Below are 20,033 nucleotides of genomic sequence, written 5' to 3' on the forward strand. Positions count from 1 at the left end.
GGGGTTTTTTGTTATACCCGATGAAAGAGGAAAAGCTTTTTAGAAATGAGTTTTAAACTCGTCTTTGTAAAATATTGCAACGCATTGCGGAAGTAATGTTGCTATGAAAAACAAATTTTTTGCTTCTAAAAAAAATGATCAAATAGGTTTGTTGGGTTTACTTGAGTTATTAAAAGGGTTTCTTGAAAATTCTTATTGAAATCGTTATAATTCGAACAAAAAACCTTGAAATTTAAACTTTAAACAAAACTTAATTCCTTAATTTTGCAACACTAAAAATAAAAATCACATACTATGAGTTCATTTGACGTAGTTATTATAGGTTCTGGACCAGGTGGATATGTTTCGGCTATTCGTTGTGCACAATTGGGTTTCAAAACCGCTATTATTGAAAAATATTCAACTTTGGGAGGAACTTGCTTAAACGTAGGTTGTATTCCATCAAAAGCATTGTTGTCTTCTTCACATCATTATGATGAAATTAAGCATTTTGCCGATCACGGAATCGAAGTTTCTGGAGATGTAAAAATTAATTTAGAGAAAATGATTGCTCGTAAACAAGCAGTTGTTGATCAAACATCAGGTGGAGTTAATTACTTGATGGAAAAAAATAAAATTACTGTTTACAATGGTTTGGGGTCTTTTGTTGATGCTACTCACGTGGCTATTGCTAAGGCTGATGGAACATCAGAAACCATTGAAGCTAAAAATATTATTATTGCTACTGGTTCTAAACCTTCTTCATTGCCTTTTATTACAATTGATAAAGAAAGAATCATCACTTCAACCGAGGCTTTGGCTTTGAAAGAAGTACCAAAACACCTTGTAATAATTGGTGGTGGAGTTATCGGAATCGAACTTGGACAAGTTTACCTGCGTTTAGGTGCTCAGGTTTCTGTTGTTGAATTCATGGACAGAATTATTCCAGGAATGGACGGTGCTTTGTCTAAAGAATTGACTAAAGTATTGAAAAAACAAGGAATGAAATTCTATACTTCTCACAAAGTTCAATCGGTAGAAAGAGCTGGTGATGTAGTAACTGTAAAAGCAGAAAATACTAAAGGGGAAGTAATCACTCTTGAAGGAGATTATTCATTAGTTTCGGTTGGTCGTCGTCCTTATACAGATGGATTGAATGCCGAAAATGCAGGAGTTAAAATTTCAGAGAGAGGTCAAGTTGAAGTGAATGACCATTTACAAACATCAACTCCAAATATTTATGCTATTGGAGATGTAGTTCGCGGAGCAATGTTGGCTCACAAAGCAGAAGAAGAGGGAACTATGGTTGCTGAAATCTTGGCTGGACAAAAACCACATATCGATTATAATTTGATTCCTGGTGTAGTTTATACTTGGCCTGAAGTTGCCGCTGTTGGACAAACTGAAGAGCAACTAAAAGCTGCTGGGGTAGCTTACAAATCTGGAAGTTTCCCTTTCAAAGCTTTAGGACGTGCTCGTGCAAGTGCTGATTTGGATGGTTTTGTAAAAATCCTTGCCGATGCTAAAACGGATGAAGTTCTTGGGGTTCACATGATTGGAGCTAGAACTGCAGACTTGATTGCTGAAGCTGTTGTTGCAATGGAATATAAAGCATCGGCAGAAGATATTTCTAGAATGTCTCATGCGCATCCAACTTTTGCAGAAGCAGTAAAAGAAGCAGCATTGGCAGCTACAGATAATAGAGCTTTACACGTTTAGTAGTAAAGTTTTTTCAAAATAAAGCCCCGATAACTCAATTTATCGGGGCTTTTGTTTTGATTTAATTTGCTGTAAATAAGTTTTTATAGCTATCCCATTTGGTATAGATTAAGAAAATATTTGCTGCAAACAAGAAAATTGCCGCACCAATATTTTGAGGATCCAAGAAAACATGAACGAGAAGAATATTTATACTAATTGGCATCAAAATTATATTGGCAATCTTGTTGAATTTCCCTGTTATAAAAGCTAATCCACATAACAATTCTACCGATTTTACTAGTGGCATTAAATATTTTGATGCAGCTAGTCCTTCATTAAAAGTTTTCAAATCACCAGTAATAACTGGTTGTGGATACAATTGTAAAAAATAGCTTATTGAAGCAAAAAGTAATAATAATCCAACTAAGGAACGAATAATAATTGTCGCTATTCTCATAATTCTTTGGTTTAAAGTTTGTTAAATAATTAATAGGTTGTTTCAAATGTAATTAAATTTTCCGAAACGAATTATTATTTAAAATTATAGAAATTACTTTTGTTTTGATTTTTTATACCAAAAATACCCACCAATTAGCAATAGTAGCAACCACCAAATTTGAAATAAGAAAACAACAACTTCTAATAATGCATACCAACCTGTTTGGATTGAATCCAATAGGCGAATTCCAATGTTGGGTTTATAATAGTTTGAATCTTTTGAGTTGGCAATTAGCTCCTGTTTGACGGATTCTTGTTGGTATATTTGGATAGTTATCGTGCTAAAATTGATTTGATCTTCGATTGATAAGGTTTCTAATTTTGTATTGTCTTTTTGTTCTTTTTGGTTGGCCAATGTGTTTTCAGCCTCCATAATGTCGTTGATTTTTTTGCCTTTATTATCGATAGCTTTGGTTATTCTTTTTTCGTTTTCGGCACTTCTTTTTTGCGAAAGTTGATTCGAAGTTAATTTCAAAGAAACATCATCGGCTTTTATAATGCGATAATTTAGAAAATCAATTTGTTTGGCAATAGTTTTTAAAACCGTATCAAGACGTTTATTGGGGACTCGAATCGTGATATTGTTTTCTACGTTATAATGTGTAGTTTCGAGTGTGCTATCCTGACTTATTTTGGTTTTGTATTGTTCTGTTATGTTGGTTTGCAGATTGGTATAAGTAACAAAACCATCAAATTTTGAAGTGATATTTTCAATAGCATAAGTAGATTGAGTAACATTTTTTACTTTGAATTTAATATCGGCTGTGCGGATAAATTTTCTGCCACTTCCTTCTTTTTCAACCGCTGCCGATGATGAAATGCTATCTGCAGTTTTGATGTCTGCTGCTTCTTCCATGGCTTCGCTTTTTTTGCAATTAACTAATAGTGTCCCAATTGCCAGTAGTATAAAACTGAGCTTTACGATTTTGTTCATAGATTTTTTTTGAGGATTAATGATTGTTTTTGGATTGATTTTCAAGCTTGAATTGAATATCAAATATAGGAGGTTTTAACAGGAAAAATTCTTTTTAATATTTATTTAACTAAGCTTGAGTTTTGTGAAATTTCTTATTGAGAAGAGCCGTTTTTTATTGTAATTTTGAGGTTCCTAAATTGATTATTTTTTTGAGAACTTCCATTTGTAAAATTATTGACAACCCTATTTTATTTAAGCAGCAGCTTGTGTGTTGGGGACAACAATTTCGAGAAATAGCATTTCTGGATAGTAATTCATTTTCGGATGAGTATTCTAGTTTTGATTGTGTTCTGGCTGTAGATGCTTTTACCTCTATAAAGACCGATTACCATAATGCTTTTGAGGATTTGAAACAATACCAGCAATCGACCAAAGACTGGTTATTTGGGTATTTGTCTTATGATTTAAAGAATGATGTAGAGCATTTAAAATCCGAAAATTTTGACGGTTTGGGATTTGCAGATTTGTTTTTTTTTCAACCCAAAAAAATATTTCAGTTAAAAGGAAATCAACTCGAAATCCTTTACCTGAACATGTGTGATGACGAAATCGAAGATGATTTTCGTGAAATAAGTGTTCAGAACTTAGATTTTAGTGTTCACAATTCTGGTATTGAAATTAGGCAACGCATTTCTAAAGAAAAGTATTGTCAAAAAGTGACTAAATTATTAGAGCATATTCATCAAGGCGATTTGTATGAAGCTAATTTTTGTCTGGAGTTTTTTGCCGAAAATACTACTCTAAATCCACTGGAAAAATTCTTGAAACTCAATGAGATTTCACAAGCACCTTTTTCAGTTTTTTTAAAAAATAACAAACAATTTTTGCTTTCGGCTTCTCCAGAGCGTTATTTGAAAAAAGTGGGAGAGACTTTGATTTCCCAACCGATAAAAGGTACTTCAAAACGTTTTGTTGATCCTTTTGAAGACGAAATTTCTAAAGAGACTTTATCTCAGGATCCTAAAGAAAAAGCCGAAAATATTATGATTACGGACTTGGTTCGAAATGATTTATCACGCACGGCACAAAAAGCAACTGTTGAAGTTAAAGAACTTTGCGGAATTTATTCTTTTTTGCAAGTACATCAAATGATTTCGACAGTAACTGCCAAAATGGATCCTAAATATTCTCCAGTCGATGCCTTAAAAACTACATTTCCGATGGGAAGTATGACAGGAGCTCCAAAATTTATGACCATGAAGCTTATCGAAGAATTTGAAGAAACCAAACGGGGTTTGTATAGCGGAGCGGTTGGATATTTTACTCCAACGGGTGACTTTGATTTTAATGTCGTAATTCGCAGTATTTTGTACAATGAAGAACGTCGATATGTATCATTTTCTGTAGGAAGTGCCATAACTTCATTGTCTGATCCAGAAAAAGAATTTGAAGAATGTTTGCTTAAAGCCAAAGCAATGCGAGAAGTTTTAGAGTAGTTTTGGGTTTAAGAGTTTAAAGTTTAAGGTTGTTCAAGTAGTATTTCAAGCTAACTCGGTCTTTAAAAAAAATAGTACTTTTGATAAATGAAAGACACACTTCAAAATCATATCGAAAAAGAGATTCCTTTTTTAAATTCAAAAAAGCTACTTCTTGCAGTGAGCGGAGGATTGGATAGTATGGTTTTACTGCATTTATTTCAGAATTTAAATTTTGAAATGGCCATTGCACATTGCAATTTTCAACTTCGAGGTATCGAAAGTTTTGGAGATCAAAAATTTGTTCAAGACTATGCAGATACTAATCAAATTCCAATTTTTGTTACCCAATTTGATACAGAAGCTTTTGCTAAAGATTATAAATTATCGACTCAGGTTGCTGCTCGAGAATTACGATACAATTGGTTTTATGAGTTGTTAGAGCAGGAAGGTTTTGATTATCTTTTGACGGCTCATCACGCCGATGATAATTTAGAAACTTTTCTAATTAACTTTACTCGCGGTACTGGATTGGAGGGTTTAACAGGTATTCCGATGCAAAATGACAAAATTGTTAGGCCTTTACTCTTTATGACTCGAACCGAAATTGAGAATTATGCCAAAGCAAATGATATTCAATGGAGAGAAGATAGCAGTAATGCATCGGATAAGTATCTGAGAAATAAAATCCGTCATCATTTGATTCCAATTTTGAAGGAATTGAATTCTAATTTTATGACTTCGTTTTCAAAAACCGAAAGTTACCTGCAACAATCATTTGCAATGGTTGAGGATGCTACAATTATGGTGTATCAGCAAGTTGCAACTGAGGTTGGTGATGAAATTCATATTGATTTAAAAAAGTTACTACAACTACCAAATTATCAATCTTATTTGTACCAATGGCTAAAGGAGTTTGGGTTTATGGCTTGGGACGATATTTATGATTTAGTCAATAGTCAGTCAGGAAAACAGGTTTTTGCACCCGATTATCGATTATTAAAAGATAGAAATTCGCTCATAGTTTATCCATTGGTTCGAGAGCAAGGTTTAGATGAGTTTGTCATATCTGAAAGTCAAACAGAAGTTAATTTTCCTATAAAATTGCAGTTCTGTAACGTAAGTCACATAAATAACAATTCAAATAGAGCTATATTTGTCGATGCGGATTTATTGGTTTATCCCTTGATAATTAGAAAATGGAAAGAAGCCGATGTTTTTATGCCTTTCGGGATGGAGGGCAAATCTAAAAAAGTAAGCAAACTTTTTAAAGACGAAAAAATGTCTTTGATTGAAAAGGAAAATGCGTGGATTTTATGTTCGAATAATCAAATTGTTTGGATCATTGGATTACGAGCCGATCACCGATTCAAAATTGATAATAACACAAAAAATATACTTAAAATAGAATTCTTGGAATGAAAAAATTACTCTTTATAGTTTTTGCTTTTTTAGCTTTTGCAAAAATTAATGCTCAGGTTTTAGATCCTGCAAAATGGACTACTTCAATCGAAAAAAAATCAGAAACAAATTATATTTTAACTTTCAATGCCGTAATCGAAAAAGATTGGCATATCTATTCACAATTTACTCCCGATGGAGGTCCTCTTCCATTAGAAATTATTTTTAAAGATCAAAAAGGAAATTTTGATTTGATAGGCAAAGCCAAAGAGAGTAAAACCACTACGGCATTCAATGATGTTTTTGGTGTCAATGAAATATTTTTTCATGATAAAGCGCAAATTCAACAAGAAATCAAACTTGTAAATCCTAAGTTTACAGTGATTAAGGTTGAGTTGAATTATCAAATTTGTAAAGAAGTTTGTATCAACTTAGAGAAAAAATTCACATTTAATATTCCAGCCTCGACTGTAATTGAACCAGTGAAAACAACTATTGTCGAATCGGTAAAAGAAGACACTGCTAAGTTAGATGTTGTACAAAAGGATTCCGCAAGTTTAGTTTCTGTAGAGGCTAAGGAAAAGGTTGTAACTAATGATAACAATGCAGTTGAGCAACCCAAAGCAGCTTCGGATAGAAGTTTATGGTCGATTTTCTTCATCGCTTTTTTCTCGGGATTTGCAGCATTGTTAACACCTTGTGTGTTTCCAATGATCCCAATGACGGTAAGTTTTTTTACCAAACAGAGCAAAACGAAGTCTGCAGGAATAAGAAATGCAATTCTGTATGGTATTTCTATTATCTTGATTTATGTACTATTAGGTTTTGTGGTTACTTGGATTTTTGGTGCAGATGCCTTAAATGCATTATCAACAAATGTTTATTTTAATATCATTTTCTTTATTCTTTTGGTTGTTTTTGCAACTTCGTTTCTGGGAGCTTTTGAAATTATGTTGCCAAATTCTTGGGCTAATAAAGTAGATAGTCAAGCTGATAGAGGAGGGGTAATTGGGATATTGTTTATGGCATTGGCATTGGCAATAGTTTCTTTTTCATGTACAGGACCTATTGTAGGAACACTTTTGGTAGATGCAGCATCCAAAGGAGGAATAGCACCTATCGTTGGAATGTTTGGTTTTTCATTAGCATTAGCGTTGCCTTTTATGCTATTTGCAATGTTTCCAGGGTGGTTAAACTCATTGCCTAAATCTGGAGGTTGGTTGAATACGGTAAAAGTGGTTTTAGGTTTCTTGGAATTGGCTTTTGCTTTTAAATTTTTATCCAATGCCGATTTGGTTTTGCAATTGCATTTACTAGAAAGAGAAGTTTTCTTGGTGATCTGGATTGCTATTTTTGGAGCAATGGCTTTTTATTTATTCGGTAAAATCACATTGCCTCATGATAGTCCAATAACTCATATTTCCGTTGGAAGATTGTATTTAGGATTGTTGGTTTTGTCGTTTACGATTTATCTGATTCCGGGTCTTTGGGGAGCTCCGCTTAAATTAATTAGTGCTTTTCCTCCACCAATGTCTTATAGTGAGAGCCCACTTGGTGTAGGAGGAGGTTCTGGAATAGTAAATGGTTCTAACACTGCTTTACCAGATGGGGCAAAATTAGGGCCACATCAAATTATTGTTTTTGATGATTATGACAAAGGATTGGCTTATGCAAAAACTGTAAATAAGCCTATAATGCTTGATTTTACCGGTCATGCATGTGTGAATTGCAGATTGATGGAAAATAATGTTTGGTCAGAAAAGGAAATTCTTTCAATCCTAAAAAATGATGTGGTAGTGATTTCTTTGTATGTAGATGATCAAAGGGAATTGCCAAAAACAGAACAATTTATTTCGAAAACGACAGGTTCAGAAATTGAAACAATTGGTGATAAATGGACTGACTTTATGATTACAAAATACAATACTAATACGCAACCATTGTATGTTTTGACGGATTTAGAAGGGAATAATCTTAATACTCAACAGCCTACTATTAGTTATGTAAGTATAGCTGAATATAAAAAATGGTTAAAAATTGGGATTTCAAATTTCGAAAAATAATACCATTATAAGAATGATAAAATTTAAGGATGCTCTTGGAGTGTCCTTATTTTTTATAGTAAGGATTTAAATGAATTTAGAAACAAATAAAAATCCTCTTTAGTTTTTTCATGGGTAAAATTGCCTTCTTCATTTATTTTACCTTTTGCTCCTTGAATCAATAATGTAGTTTGATCTGTGAATTTTGCCATCAAGGTTTGAAAAATAAGCTGCAATTCTGCATGTCCTTTTTCGCCACTGGCAGAAGCTGTAAGTAATCCTGTAGGTTTGTCTGTAAAAAGAGTTGTCGAGACACACCATTCAATTGCATTTTTTAATCCACTTGGAATACTAAAGATGTATTCGGGAGTACAAATTATAACTCCGTCAGCTTTTTCGATATTGTTTCTAAATGAAATTATTTCTTGTGGTGTGTTGTCAATAGAAAGTTCTGGATCAAAGTGAGGTAGTGATTTTAAATCTTTGAAAACAATTGTCTCCCAATAAGTAGTTGTTGTGTTGACTAAGTGATGGATGATTTTTTCATTTACGGAATTTGCACTTGCACTGCCAATTATTATAAAAATTGTTTTTTTAGTTATCATAGTTAATTATAAAATCGTTACTACTAAGATAGTAGATTGTTGGTAAGGAGGCAAAAATAAAATTGTATAAAAAAAACACTCTAGAAAATCATCTAGAGTGTTTTAGTGTAGTATTTAGGAAATTTGAGTGTTTTTTTTTATAAGAATTCTCCGTGTTGAGAGATGTCTAATCCTAACTCTTCTTTTTCTTCAGTTACTCTAAGAGGTGTAATTTTGTTCACAATAAAAAACAAAACATAAGAAGCAACAAAAGCAAAAATAGAAACAAGAATTAATGCTTTAAATTGAGTTAAGAATAATGTTGGGTCTCCATAAATTAATCCTTCATTGGTAACAGCACCGTTAACAGATTTAGATGCAAAAACACCAGTTAACAACATACCAACCATACCACCAACTCCATGACAAGCAAATACGTCTAAAGCATCATCAATTTTTCCTTTAGGGAATTTGCTAACTACAAGGTTACTAATGATGGCTGCAATAAGACCAATTGCCATTGCATGCGGAATAGTTACGAATCCAGCAGCTGGAGTAATGGCAACCAAACCAACAACTGCACCAATAGAGGCTCCCATTGCAGATAATTTGTGTCCTAAAATTTTATCAAGGAATACCCATCCCATGGCAGCAGCAGCAGCAGCTACAGTAGTAGTTCCAAGGGCTTGAGCGGCAAGGCTACCAGCACCTACAGCAGATCCAGCATTGAAACCAAACCAGCCAAACCATAATAATGCAGTACCTAGTAATACATAAGTAATACGAGCAGGATTCGTTTTTTGTACTTTTCTTTTTCCTAAGAAGATTGCACCAGCAAGAGCAGCCCATCCAGCGCTCATGTGAACTACAGTTCCTCCTGCAAAATCTAATACTCCCCATCCGAAGAATAATCCATCAGGATGCCATGTCATGTGGCATAATGGAGCATATATAACTAATATGAATAAAATCATGAATAATAAGTAAGCCCAAAAACGTACTCTCTCAGCGAAAGCTCCCGTTATTAAGGCTGGTGTTATGATTGCAAATTTAGCTTGGAACAATGCAAATAATATCATTGGAATCGTTGGAGCTAATTCCCAAGCAGTATTTGCGCTTACACCATTAAAAAATAAATTTGATGATGGATCTCCAATTAAACCACCAATCGATGGACCAAAACATAATCCAAACCCTATAACAACCCATAAAATAGTTACAATAATCATGGCCATGTAACTTTGTAGCATTGTGCTAATGACATTTTTTTTGCCAACCATACCACCATAAAAGAAACCAAGACCTGGAGTCATTAATAATACAAAGGCAGTAGCAACAATCATCCATGCTGTGTCACCAGTGTCTAGTTTTAATTCAACAACGTGAGCTCCTAATTTTGGAGATTCTACAAGGAAATAAATTGAGAATACAGATAGTAACAGAATTGTAATTAGTGTTACAGTTAAAATAATTTTTCGCATAGTTTTTGATTTATTAATTTTTGATAAAAGTATTAAATCATATAATACCTGCCAAAAAATACGGGGGTGCCGCTGTTACTTTTGTGAATTTTTCAATTTAGACTATTGTATTTTGAGGGGTAGGTAAAATTTAGTTTAAAAACAAAGAATGTGTTAACTAAATTTTAAGTTTTATTTAAGGTTTGTTTTGAAATTGATGGTGAATTTGTAATCTGAACGTTGTTTTTTGCTTTTAAACGATTATTTTGTTAACACAATAATGGTTATTTCTAAAATTGATTTAAGAATATTCAAACCCTTTTGATTTTTGACACTATATATAAGTAACTGATTTAAATATTTTATTGCAGAATTTAAATGAAGATTCTCATTTTGGATATAGTAAAGTGTTAGATACTCCTAGAAAAGGTATTTATATCATCAAGATTTTTATTTTGGCATAATGATTGCCTTATTTTAGGGCTCAAGAAATTAATGTATTTCTATACAGATATTAACCTAAAATTTAGTTGTGATAGCTTATATTTGCCTTCCCATCTAATAAATTAATGACAAAAAGACTTAAATACTATTATGTCAAATCATAAAATACTTACTATTGACAATTTGTCACTTCAAGAACTTGATTCGGAGGCAGAATTGATTCCATTATTGACTCCAGAAGATGAGGAAGAAATGAATAATGAAGAATTACCTGATTTTCTACCAATTTTACCATTGCGAAATACTGTTTTATTCCCAGGAGTAGTTATTCCTATTTCTGCAGGAAGAGATAAATCTATCAAATTGATAAACGATGCTAATGCTGATGGAAAAGTAATTGGGGTGGTTGCTCAATATAATGAAGAAGATGAAGATCCAACAATAAATGATATTAATAAAGTTGGTACAGTTGCTCGTATTTTACGTGTGTTAAAAATGCCAGATGGTAATGTAACGGTTATTCTTCAAGGGAAAAAGCGTTTTGAGATTAGCGAAGTTGTGTCTGAAGAACCGTATTTGAAAGCTAAAATTAAAGAAGTTCCTGAAAAAAGACCAACCAAAAAAGATACTGAATTCAGTGCAATTATTGATTCGGTAAAAGAATTGGCAGTTAAGATCATTAGCGAAAGCCCTAATATTCCTACTGAGGCTACATTTGCTATTAAAAATATTGGTAGTCCTTCATTTTTGATAAACTTTGTTTCCTCTAATATGAATTTGTCTGTTAAGGAAAAACAAGAACTTTTGTCTATTAATGGATTAAAAGAGCGTGCATTGGAAACGCTTCGCTATATGAATATAGAGTTGCAAAAATTAGAATTGAAAAACGATATCCAATCTAAAGTTCGATTTGATTTAGACCAACAGCAAAGAGAATATTTCTTGCATCAGCAAATGAAAACGATTCAAGAAGAATTAGGTGGCGTTTCGCAAGAGGAGGAAATGGATGAAATGAGTCTGAAAGCGAAAACCAAAAAATGGGATGATAAAACGCAAAAACATTTTGATAAAGAATTATCAAAAATGCGTAGAATGAACCCGCAAGCACCTGATTTTGGAATTCAAAGAAATTATTTGGAATTGTTTTTGGATTTACCTTGGGGTGAGTTCTCTAAAGATAACTTTGATTTAAAGCATGCTCAAAAAATATTAGACAAAGATCATTTTGGAATAGAGGATGTTAAGAAAAGAATGATCGAACATTTGGCAGTTTTGAAACTACGAAATGATATGAAATCGCCAATTATATGTTTGACAGGACCTCCAGGTGTTGGGAAAACTTCAATTGGTAGATCTGTAGCCGAAGCTTTGGGTAGAGAATATGTTCGTATTTCATTAGGAGGTTTACGTGATGAAGCTGAAATTCGCGGTCATCGTAAAACGTATATTGGAGCAATGCCAGGTCGAATTCTTCAAAGTTTAAAAAAAGCGGGAACTTCGAATCCAGTTTTTGTTTTAGACGAAATAGATAAATTGTCATCAAGTCATAGCGGAGATCCTTCATCTGCTTTGTTAGAAGTTTTGGATCCCGAACAAAACAATGCTTTTTATGATAATTTTCTCGAAATGGGATATGACTTGTCTAAGGTAATGTTTATTGCTACTTCTAATAATTTGTCGGCTATTCAGCCTGCACTTATTGATAGAATGGAAGTGATAAAAATGTCTGGATATACGATTGAAGAGAAAGTAGAAATCGCAAAAAAATACTTATTTCCAAAGCAATTAACCGAACACGGGTTAAAATCTAAAGACTTATCAATTGGTAAAAAACAATTAGAAAAGATTATCGAAGGTTACACCCGTGAATCTGGAGTACGTGGATTGGAAAATAAAATTGCTCAAGTTGTTCGTAATGCAGCGAAGTCAGTTGCTATGGAAGAGGAATACAACAAAAAAGTAACCGAAGAAGATATTGTAAAAGTTCTTGGAATTCCTCGATTAGAGAGAGATAAATACGAAAATAACGAAGTGGCTGGTGTAGTAACCGGACTTGCCTGGACTAGTGTTGGTGGCGATATTTTGTTTATTGAATCGTTGCTTTCTGCCGGAAAAGGTTCTATGACAATTACTGGAAATTTAGGTACAGTAATGAAAGAATCGGCTACTATTGCTTTAGAATATATTAAGGCCAATGCCGAAATAATGGGATTGAATCCTGAAATATTGAACAAATACAATATCCATTTGCATGTTCCAGAAGGAGCTACTCCAAAAGATGGGCCAAGTGCCGGTATTGCAATGCTTACTTCATTGGTTTCTTTATTGACTCAAAAAAGAGTAAAGAAAAACTTAGCCATGACTGGAGAGATTACTTTGAGAGGTAAGGTATTGCCTGTTGGTGGGATAAAAGAAAAAATATTAGCCGCCAAAAGAGCTAATATTAAAGAGATTATTTTATGCCATGAAAACAAAAGTGATATCGATGAAATTAAGCCAGAATATTTAGAGGGTCTTACGTTTCATTATGTAAAAGAAATGAGTGAGGTTCTAGAATTGGCTATTACCAAAGACAAAGTTAAAAATGCAAAGGTTTTAAAGTAATACGGCATATTTAAATAAATAGATTGCACAAATTTTCACAAATCCAAATGTGAAAATTTGTGTTTTTTTTGATTCCTTAGTCTTGTAATATGTCTTGTGATTTTTTTTAGAAAATTACTCTAAGTTTATTCGTTCTTTATTTCGTAAGTTTGATACTTGAATTCGAACTTTCTCTTTCTAAATTATATGTTCCGAAAACTTTTATTTTACTTTTTATTCTTAATTTGTTCAGTTACTTACGGACAAATAGGAGGGAAGTACACTTATGAGTTTTTAACATTAATAACATCTCCAAGACAGGCTGCACTAGGCGGAAAAGTCATCACTATTTATGATGAAGATGTCAATCAGGCGCTTTTTAATCCCGCATCGATTAATGACGAAATGCATAATCGCCTATCATTAAATTACGGAAATTACTATCAAGAAGTTACCTACGGAACGGCTTCATACGCCTATACCTATGACCAACATATACAGACAATCCAGGCTGGTATCAATTATATAAATTACGGGAAATTTGACGGTTATGACGAAAATGGTTTACCGACAAGTTCGTTTACTGGAAGCGAAATTGCACTTTCATTGGGGTATGCTTATAACATTCCATACACAGACATTCATTTGGGAGCCAATGCGAAATTTATCGGTTCTACTTTAGAAACATACAATTCATTTGGTGCAGCTGTTGATTTTGGAGTGGTTTATATTGATGAAAAAAATGATATAAACTGGGCATTGACATTGACAAATATAGGAACACAATTAACCACTTATGACGGGACTCGCGAAAAATTGCCTTTTGAGATTATTGCAGGTGTTTCTCAAGAACTTGAACATGTTCCGTTACGATGGTATTTAACATTAGAAAATTTACAGCAATGGAATTTAGCTTTTTCAAATCCTGTGAATGCTGAAACTTCTCTAGACGGAACTGTAACTGAAGAAAAAGTCTCTTTTTTCAATAATGCACTCCGACATGTCATAATTGGAGCCGAACTTTTTCCTAAGAAAGCCTTTAATCTTAGATTTGGGTATAATTTTAGAAGAGGTCAGGAGTTGCAAATTCAAGATCAACGAAATTTTTCTGGTGTTTCTTTAGGTTTTGGATTAAAACTGAATAGATTAAAATTGAATTATTCGTATTCAAAATATACTTTGGCAGGAAATACAAGCTTGTTTGGGTTGGTTATAAATTTTGGAGAAGGATTTTAGGACAAAATGAATGCGAACAAAAAAAATTAAGCTAATCATTAAAATATGAAAAAAATAATTATAGCTATTGATGGATATTCATCAACAGGCAAGAGTACTTTGGCAAAACAACTTGCTAAGCATTTAGGTTATGTTTATGTAGATACTGGTGCAATGTATCGTGCAGTAGCTTTGTATGCAATGCAAAACAATTATATAGGGAATGGTTTTTTGTACAAAGAAAAATTAATTAACAGTTTGCCAAATGTAAAATTGAGTTTTGTTTTTAATTCCGAATTAGGTTTTGCAGAAATGTATTTGAATGATATTAATGTCGAAAAAGAAATTAGAAGTTTAGAAGTTTCTGGTTTTGTGAGCACCATAGCTGCTATCTCTGAAGTTAGATCAAAATTAGTCGAGCAGCAACAGGAAATGGGAATTGCCAAAGGAATTGTTATGGATGGTAGGGATATTGGTACAGTTGTTTTTCCTAATGCTGAACTAAAAATTTTTATGACAGCAGCTGCAGAAACACGTGCACAAAGACGTTTTGAGGAATTACAAGCCAAAGGCGACAGTGTTTCGTATGAAGAGGTTTTGAAAAATGTGGTTGACAGGGATTTTGTAGATACTCACCGTGAAGATTCGCCTCTTGTAATAGCCAGTGATGCTATTGAGATTGATAATTCTTATCTGGATAGGAAGCAACAATTTGATGCGGTCTTAGAGTTAGTGAACGATGTTATTAATACGTTATAATTTTTTTGCTAATCTTATTTTAAATAGTAGTTTTACGGCTTACAAAATTCTTCAAAAATAAAACTCAAATCTACTTATGGGAATTAAAAACAGGCTAATATTCATGAGCTTTCTCCAATTTTTTGTTTGGGGAGCTTGGTTAATTACAATTGCAAATTATTGGTTTGGAACCAAAAATTGGGAGGGAACCCAATTTGGTTTAGTGTTCGGAACGATGGGAATTGCATCATTATTTATGCCAACCATTGCAGGAATAATTGCAGACAGATGGGTAAATGCTGAAAAACTGTACGGAATACTTCAAATTTTGTATGCTGGAATCTTATTTTATCTGCCTCAGGTAGAAACTCCAAATGCTTTTATTTATGTTATGCTTTTGGCGATGTGTTTTTATATGCCAACAATTGCTTTGAGTAACTCAATTTCGTACAATGCCTTGAAAATTAATAATAAGGATGTAGTTAAAAATTTCCCTCCAATTCGTGTTTTTGGGACTATCGGTTTTATTGTAGCCATGTGGATTGTTAATTTAACTGGAAATAAGGCTACTGCTTATCAGTTTTATATAGCCGGAATTGCTGCAATTGTTTTGGGATTTTATTCTTTTACGTTACCTGCTTGTAAACCACAACGTTTAATAAAAGAAAACGCATCATGGATTGATACACTTGGTTTAGGTTCTTTTAAATTATTTGCTAATTACAAAATGGCATTGTTTTTTATTTTTTCAATGTTTTTGGGAGGAGCTTTGCAACTGACAAATGCATATGGAGATGTATTTCTAGATGAGTTTAAACATTTTCCGATTTATGCCGATTCTTTTGTGGTTAAATATTCAACTATTATAATGTCGATTTCGCAAATTTCTGAGACATTATTTATTCTGGCAATCCCTTTTGCTTTAAAACGTTTTGGAATCAAACAAGTGATGTTGATTAGTATGTTGGCTTGGGTATTGCGTTTTGGTTTGTTTTCTTTTGGGAATCCTGCCGAAGGATTATGGATGATAATTCTGTCTTGTATCGTTTACGGAATGGCCTTTGATTTCTTTAATATATCGGGTTCATTATTTGTAGAAACACATACAGATACAACCAATCGTTCTTCTGCACAAGGATTGTTTATGATGATGACCAATGGTGTTGGCGCTATATTGGGGAGTATTACATCGGGCTGGGCAATTGATCGTTTTTTTACGAAGTCTTTTAGTTCGGTGTCTGATTTAGCTACTTTTTTAAAAACAGATGTTGCGAATCCTAAAATAGTTGAATTTATCCAAGGTCAAGGAAATGCTATCACAAACACAGGAGGATTGCAAAATACAATTATGATGAAAGATTGGCATCAAATTTGGCTAGCTTTTGCTATTTATTCATTGATAATAGCGGTTGCTTTTGCTATTTTATTCAAACATGAACATAATCCGAACACTGTAGAAAATTTGCATCATTGATTTCTTTTTGAATAAATGTCTTACGATAAATCCTAGCTAGATACTAGGATTTTTTTGTCTCTAATAGATTTATTTACAAATAAGGCAATGTTGTTGAAATGGTTAATGAAAATTCATTTTAAAAATTACAAAATCAATAAAGAAATGATTCAAATGTGTACATTTGTTTTAGAATAAGTCAGTATTGGCTTTTTATTTGTTTCAAATTATTAAAAAAATGAGGAAATATTTTATTGGTTTTTTTACCACTTTTTTGGTTGGTTTTGCATCAAATGCGCAAGGACTTCTTAATAAGTCAGAAAAAGTTTTCACACATCAAGATACTTTAAGAGGAAGTGTTACCAAAGAAAGAGCATGGTGGGATGTGAAACATTATAATTTGGATATCAAAGTAAACGCTTCTGATAGTACAATTGTGGGGTCAAATACCATTCAGTATAAAGTCTTAGATAATTATAATATAATGCAGATAGATTTACAAAATCCGATGCAAATTACTAGGGTCTTACAAGATGGTAAAGAATTAAAATACAAAAGAGACGGCAATGTTTTTTTTATAACAATGGTTTCTAAAGCAAAAGTAGGGGAGATCAAAGAAGTTAAAATATTTTACCAAGGCAAACCTAAAATTGCTGTTAATCCACCGTGGGATGGTGGAATTACTTGGAAAAAAGATAAAAATAAAAATGATTTTATAGCCTCTTCGTGTCAAGGACTGGGAGCTAGTGTTTGGTGGCCTAATAAAGATCATATGTATGATGAAGTTGAAGGTATGACTATCCAGGTGAATGTTCCGAAGAATTTAATTGATGTTTCTAATGGTCGCTTGAAAAATGTAAAAGAATTAAAAGACGGTACTAAAACTTATACTTGGGTTGTAAAAAATCCTATAAACAACTATGGTGTTAATATTAATATAGGGGATTATGTTATGTTTTCAGAACAGTATAAAGGCGAAAAAGGCAATTTAGATTGTACTTATTATGTTCTAAAAGATAATTTAGAAAAGGCTAAAAAGCATTTTAAAGATGTACCTAGAATGCTTAAAGCTTTTGAGCATTGGTTTGGACCTTATCCGTTTTATGAAGATAGTTTTAAACTTGTCGAAACACCATATTTAGGAATGGAACATCAAAGTTGCGTAACTTATGGTAATGGTTATCAAAACGGTTATTTGGGGCATGATTTAAGCGGAACAGGATGGGGATTGAAATTTGATTTTATCATCATACATGAATCAGGACATGAATGGTTTGCAAATAATATTACCTACAAAGATATTGCTGATATGTGGATTCATGAAAGCTTTACCTGCTATTCCGAAAGTCTTTTTGTAGAGTATTATTATGGTAAAGATGCTGGTGCAGAATATGTTCAGGGGATTCGTAAAAACATCGAAAATGATAAACCGATTATTGGTCATTATGATGTGAATAATGAAGGTTCTGGGGATATGTATTACAAAGGAGCTAATATGTTGCATACTTTACGTCAATTGATAAATAATGACGAGAAATGGAGAAGTATTTTAAGAGGTTTGAATAGTACTTTTTACCATCAAACAGTTACGACTAAACAAATTGAAGATTATATCATTCAACAAACAGGTTTCGATTTGAATGCTTTCTTTAATCAATATCTAAGAGATACACGAATTCCAACATTAGAATATTCTTATGACGGAAAAGCTTTAAAATATAGATGGACAAACATTGTTTCAGGTTTTGAAATGCCTGTTAATGTATTTATAAATGGAGTAAGTGTCAATTTGAAACCAAAATCAGATTGGTTAAATTTTGAGAATTCTACAAAAATTGAAAAAGTAGAAGTTGACAAAAACTTTTATGTTTTTAATAACGTTGTAACTAACAAATAGTTTGTTAGTTACAACATTTTTAGAATGTATTAGCGGTTTATCAGTTTTGCTTTTTCTTTGATAATATCGCTAATTTTTTTGTTCTCAATTTTGCTTTCTAGCCAAGAAATAATATCTAAATATAAAAAAGCTCTTTTTTCGTAAGTGTCTTTTTCTAATTCGATAAAGCGTTCTCTCATTTTAATAAATTCTTTTTTGATGTCGCTTGGGTATAAATTGCTTAGGTTTTTCAGAAAACGAATGATCTCTTTTTGTACTTTATGCAAGTCATTCATTTTAATCAAAAATTTATAAGTGCTTAACAATTGGCTTTCCAGATTAAAATCTTTCCCAGATTCATAATGAGCAATTAAGCACAATAAACGAGCAAAACAGGCTAAATCTTCTCGAACATATAAGTTTTTGTTATTGATGATTTTTTCCAAATACACGATGCATTTATCATATTTTTCATTTCCAAAATAGATACTTGCAATTTTGTAGTAAAACATCATTTCGTGATGCTCATCCAAGTGTTCGTTGTGTACTTTTATTTTGTTCAAAATTTCTGGAATAAGATATTCACTTTCTGCAAAAGTACCTTCTAAAATATGATAATTCAATTTGTTGTTATATACGTAAAGAAACGACAATGAAGAGATATTATCGTTAACAGGAAATCTTGGGTCTTTTATGGTTTCTTCTAAAAGGTTCAAATATTTTTTAAAATTAGACTTGTATTTCAACATAAATAGTGATTCTAATAAATAATGATTTCCTTTTAAGAAAAAAACAGGATTTAGAAAAATCATATTTGGATTGTTGTAAAATAAAGTAACCCATTTGTAAGCAAATTTATAACAAGATAAAAAGTCTTGTACCAAAAAACTACGCCACAAATTAGCATTATAAAACCAATATTTCTCTCTGAAACCAAATTTTGATTGGTTTAAATGTTCTGTGTGTTTTACAAAATAGTCGTCTATATATTTAAATTCCTCATCATTTTTAACATAACCTGTTTTGAGCATTATGCCGTACAATTGTAAGGATAAATTAGATAATTTACTCGAAATTGTATTGCGATAATTCAATTCTTTTGCTTGAATAACAAGTTCGTCGGCTCGCCCTTGAATACTCCTAGTGATGTATTGTGATTCTATTAGTTTTTCAAATTCAACAATTTCAAAGGCCATATATTTTTCATCGTTATCTATGGCTTGCTGTTTGGTTTTGTCTAGGATTTTTAAGCTTTGTTTGTAAAGTCCTTTGTTGTAAAGAATTACAGCAAAATCAATTTGTTCTCTAAGTTGATATCTGATATTCTGACTAGGAATATTCAATCGAATACTAACCAAAATTTGTTTGTATAAGTAAGATTTTAAATTGGATAATTGAACTTTCTTAATCAACCCATTTTTTAGAATTAGTTTCTCATCATAAGTTTCGGATTTATCTAGAATGTTGAATAATTCTATAAACTTTGTGTTTGAACTAGTTTCTAATCTACTTGCAAATATTTTAAATTGTCTTTTTTCAGATTTGGAAAGGGATTTTATTAAGACAAATAAAAAATCTTTTTGATGGTTAGCCATTGTATTATAATAGTATTTAAATAATTGATAATCAATTAGTTAATATGTATTTTTTTGTTTTATGAATAGTATA

Annotated in this window: 14 protein-coding genes; 9 read left to right on the forward strand and 5 right to left on the reverse strand. The window is 32.2% G+C overall.

Features of this window, described 5'->3' with window-relative positions; all coding sequences use genetic code 11:
* The first annotated feature begins 294 nt into the window (after positions 1–294).
* On the forward strand, positions 295–1,698 hold the full coding sequence (gene lpdA / locus ABEB18_RS00910; protein ID WP_348797120.1) for a dihydrolipoyl dehydrogenase: 1,404 nt from the start codon (positions 295–297) through the stop codon (positions 1,696–1,698).
* Positions 1,699–1,759: 61 nt separating this feature from the next.
* Here lpdA and ABEB18_RS00915 read toward each other — a convergent pair whose 3' ends face one another.
* The gene (locus ABEB18_RS00915; RefSeq protein WP_348797121.1) at positions 1,760–2,137 is read right to left on the reverse strand and encodes a DoxX family protein; all 378 of its coding nucleotides are present in this window, start codon (positions 2,135–2,137) and stop codon (positions 1,760–1,762) included.
* 93 nt (positions 2,138–2,230) lie between these two features.
* Complete coding sequence (locus ABEB18_RS00920) at positions 2,231–3,112, reverse strand: DUF4349 domain-containing protein (protein WP_348797122.1); 882 nt, start codon at positions 3,110–3,112, stop codon at positions 2,231–2,233.
* A 191-nt stretch (positions 3,113–3,303) separates the two neighbouring features.
* On the opposite strand from ABEB18_RS00920, the gene ABEB18_RS00925 reads away from it, so the two are divergent.
* The 3 genes from ABEB18_RS00925 to ABEB18_RS00935 all read left to right on the forward strand — a co-directional run bounded on the left by ABEB18_RS00925 (position 3,304) and on the right by ABEB18_RS00935 (position 8,033).
* A complete protein-coding gene (locus ABEB18_RS00925; RefSeq protein ID WP_348797123.1) occupies positions 3,304–4,590 on the forward strand; it encodes an anthranilate synthase component I family protein in 1,287 nt (428 codons plus the stop codon).
* Between the two features lie 87 nt (positions 4,591–4,677).
* A complete protein-coding gene (gene tilS, locus ABEB18_RS00930) occupies positions 4,678–5,991 on the forward strand; it encodes a tRNA lysidine(34) synthetase TilS (protein ID WP_348797124.1) in 1,314 nt (437 codons plus the stop codon).
* Positions 5,988–8,033, forward strand: coding sequence for a protein-disulfide reductase DsbD family protein (locus ABEB18_RS00935; RefSeq protein WP_348797125.1), 2,046 nt, complete (start codon positions 5,988–5,990; stop codon positions 8,031–8,033). The genes tilS and ABEB18_RS00935 overlap by 4 nt, the downstream gene beginning before the upstream one ends.
* A gap of 53 nt (positions 8,034–8,086) precedes the next feature.
* Here ABEB18_RS00935 and ABEB18_RS00940 read toward each other — a convergent pair whose 3' ends face one another.
* A complete protein-coding gene (locus ABEB18_RS00940; protein WP_348797126.1) occupies positions 8,087–8,617 on the reverse strand; it encodes an NADPH-dependent FMN reductase in 531 nt (176 codons plus the stop codon).
* 137 nt (positions 8,618–8,754) lie between these two features.
* Positions 8,755–10,077: an ammonium transporter gene (locus ABEB18_RS00945; protein WP_348797127.1), complete on the reverse strand. Its 1,323-nt coding sequence runs from the start codon at positions 10,075–10,077 to the stop codon at positions 8,755–8,757.
* A 573-nt stretch (positions 10,078–10,650) separates the two neighbouring features.
* Between ABEB18_RS00945 and lon the strand changes: the two genes are divergently transcribed.
* From lon to ABEB18_RS00970, 5 genes are all read left to right on the forward strand, one after another.
* Complete coding sequence (gene lon / locus ABEB18_RS00950; RefSeq protein ID WP_348797128.1) at positions 10,651–13,104, forward strand: endopeptidase La; 2,454 nt, start codon at positions 10,651–10,653, stop codon at positions 13,102–13,104.
* A gap of 186 nt (positions 13,105–13,290) precedes the next feature.
* Positions 13,291–14,319, forward strand: coding sequence for a type IX secretion system protein PorQ (gene porQ, locus ABEB18_RS00955; RefSeq protein ID WP_348797129.1), 1,029 nt, complete (start codon positions 13,291–13,293; stop codon positions 14,317–14,319).
* Between the two features lie 45 nt (positions 14,320–14,364).
* Positions 14,365–15,057: a (d)CMP kinase gene (gene cmk / locus ABEB18_RS00960; RefSeq protein ID WP_348797130.1), complete on the forward strand. Its 693-nt coding sequence runs from the start codon at positions 14,365–14,367 to the stop codon at positions 15,055–15,057.
* Between the two features lie 76 nt (positions 15,058–15,133).
* Positions 15,134–16,510 carry a nucleoside permease gene (locus ABEB18_RS00965; RefSeq protein ID WP_348797131.1) on the forward strand — a complete coding sequence of 459 codons (1,377 nt, stop codon included), beginning with the start codon at positions 15,134–15,136 and terminating at the stop codon, positions 16,508–16,510.
* A gap of 217 nt (positions 16,511–16,727) precedes the next feature.
* Positions 16,728–18,386, forward strand: a complete 1,659-nt coding sequence (locus ABEB18_RS00970) for a M1 family metallopeptidase (RefSeq protein ID WP_348797132.1) — start codon at positions 16,728–16,730, stop codon at positions 18,384–18,386.
* 29 nt (positions 18,387–18,415) lie between these two features.
* On the opposite strand, the gene ABEB18_RS00975 is transcribed toward ABEB18_RS00970, so the two are convergent.
* The gene (locus tag ABEB18_RS00975) at positions 18,416–19,960 is read right to left on the reverse strand and encodes a hypothetical protein (protein ID WP_348797133.1); all 1,545 of its coding nucleotides are present in this window, start codon (positions 19,958–19,960) and stop codon (positions 18,416–18,418) included.
* Positions 19,961–20,033 lie beyond the last annotated feature (73 nt).

The sequence above is a fragment of the Flavobacterium adhaerens genome (assembly GCF_040045115.1).
Classification (GTDB): domain Bacteria; phylum Bacteroidota; class Bacteroidia; order Flavobacteriales; family Flavobacteriaceae; genus Flavobacterium; species Flavobacterium adhaerens.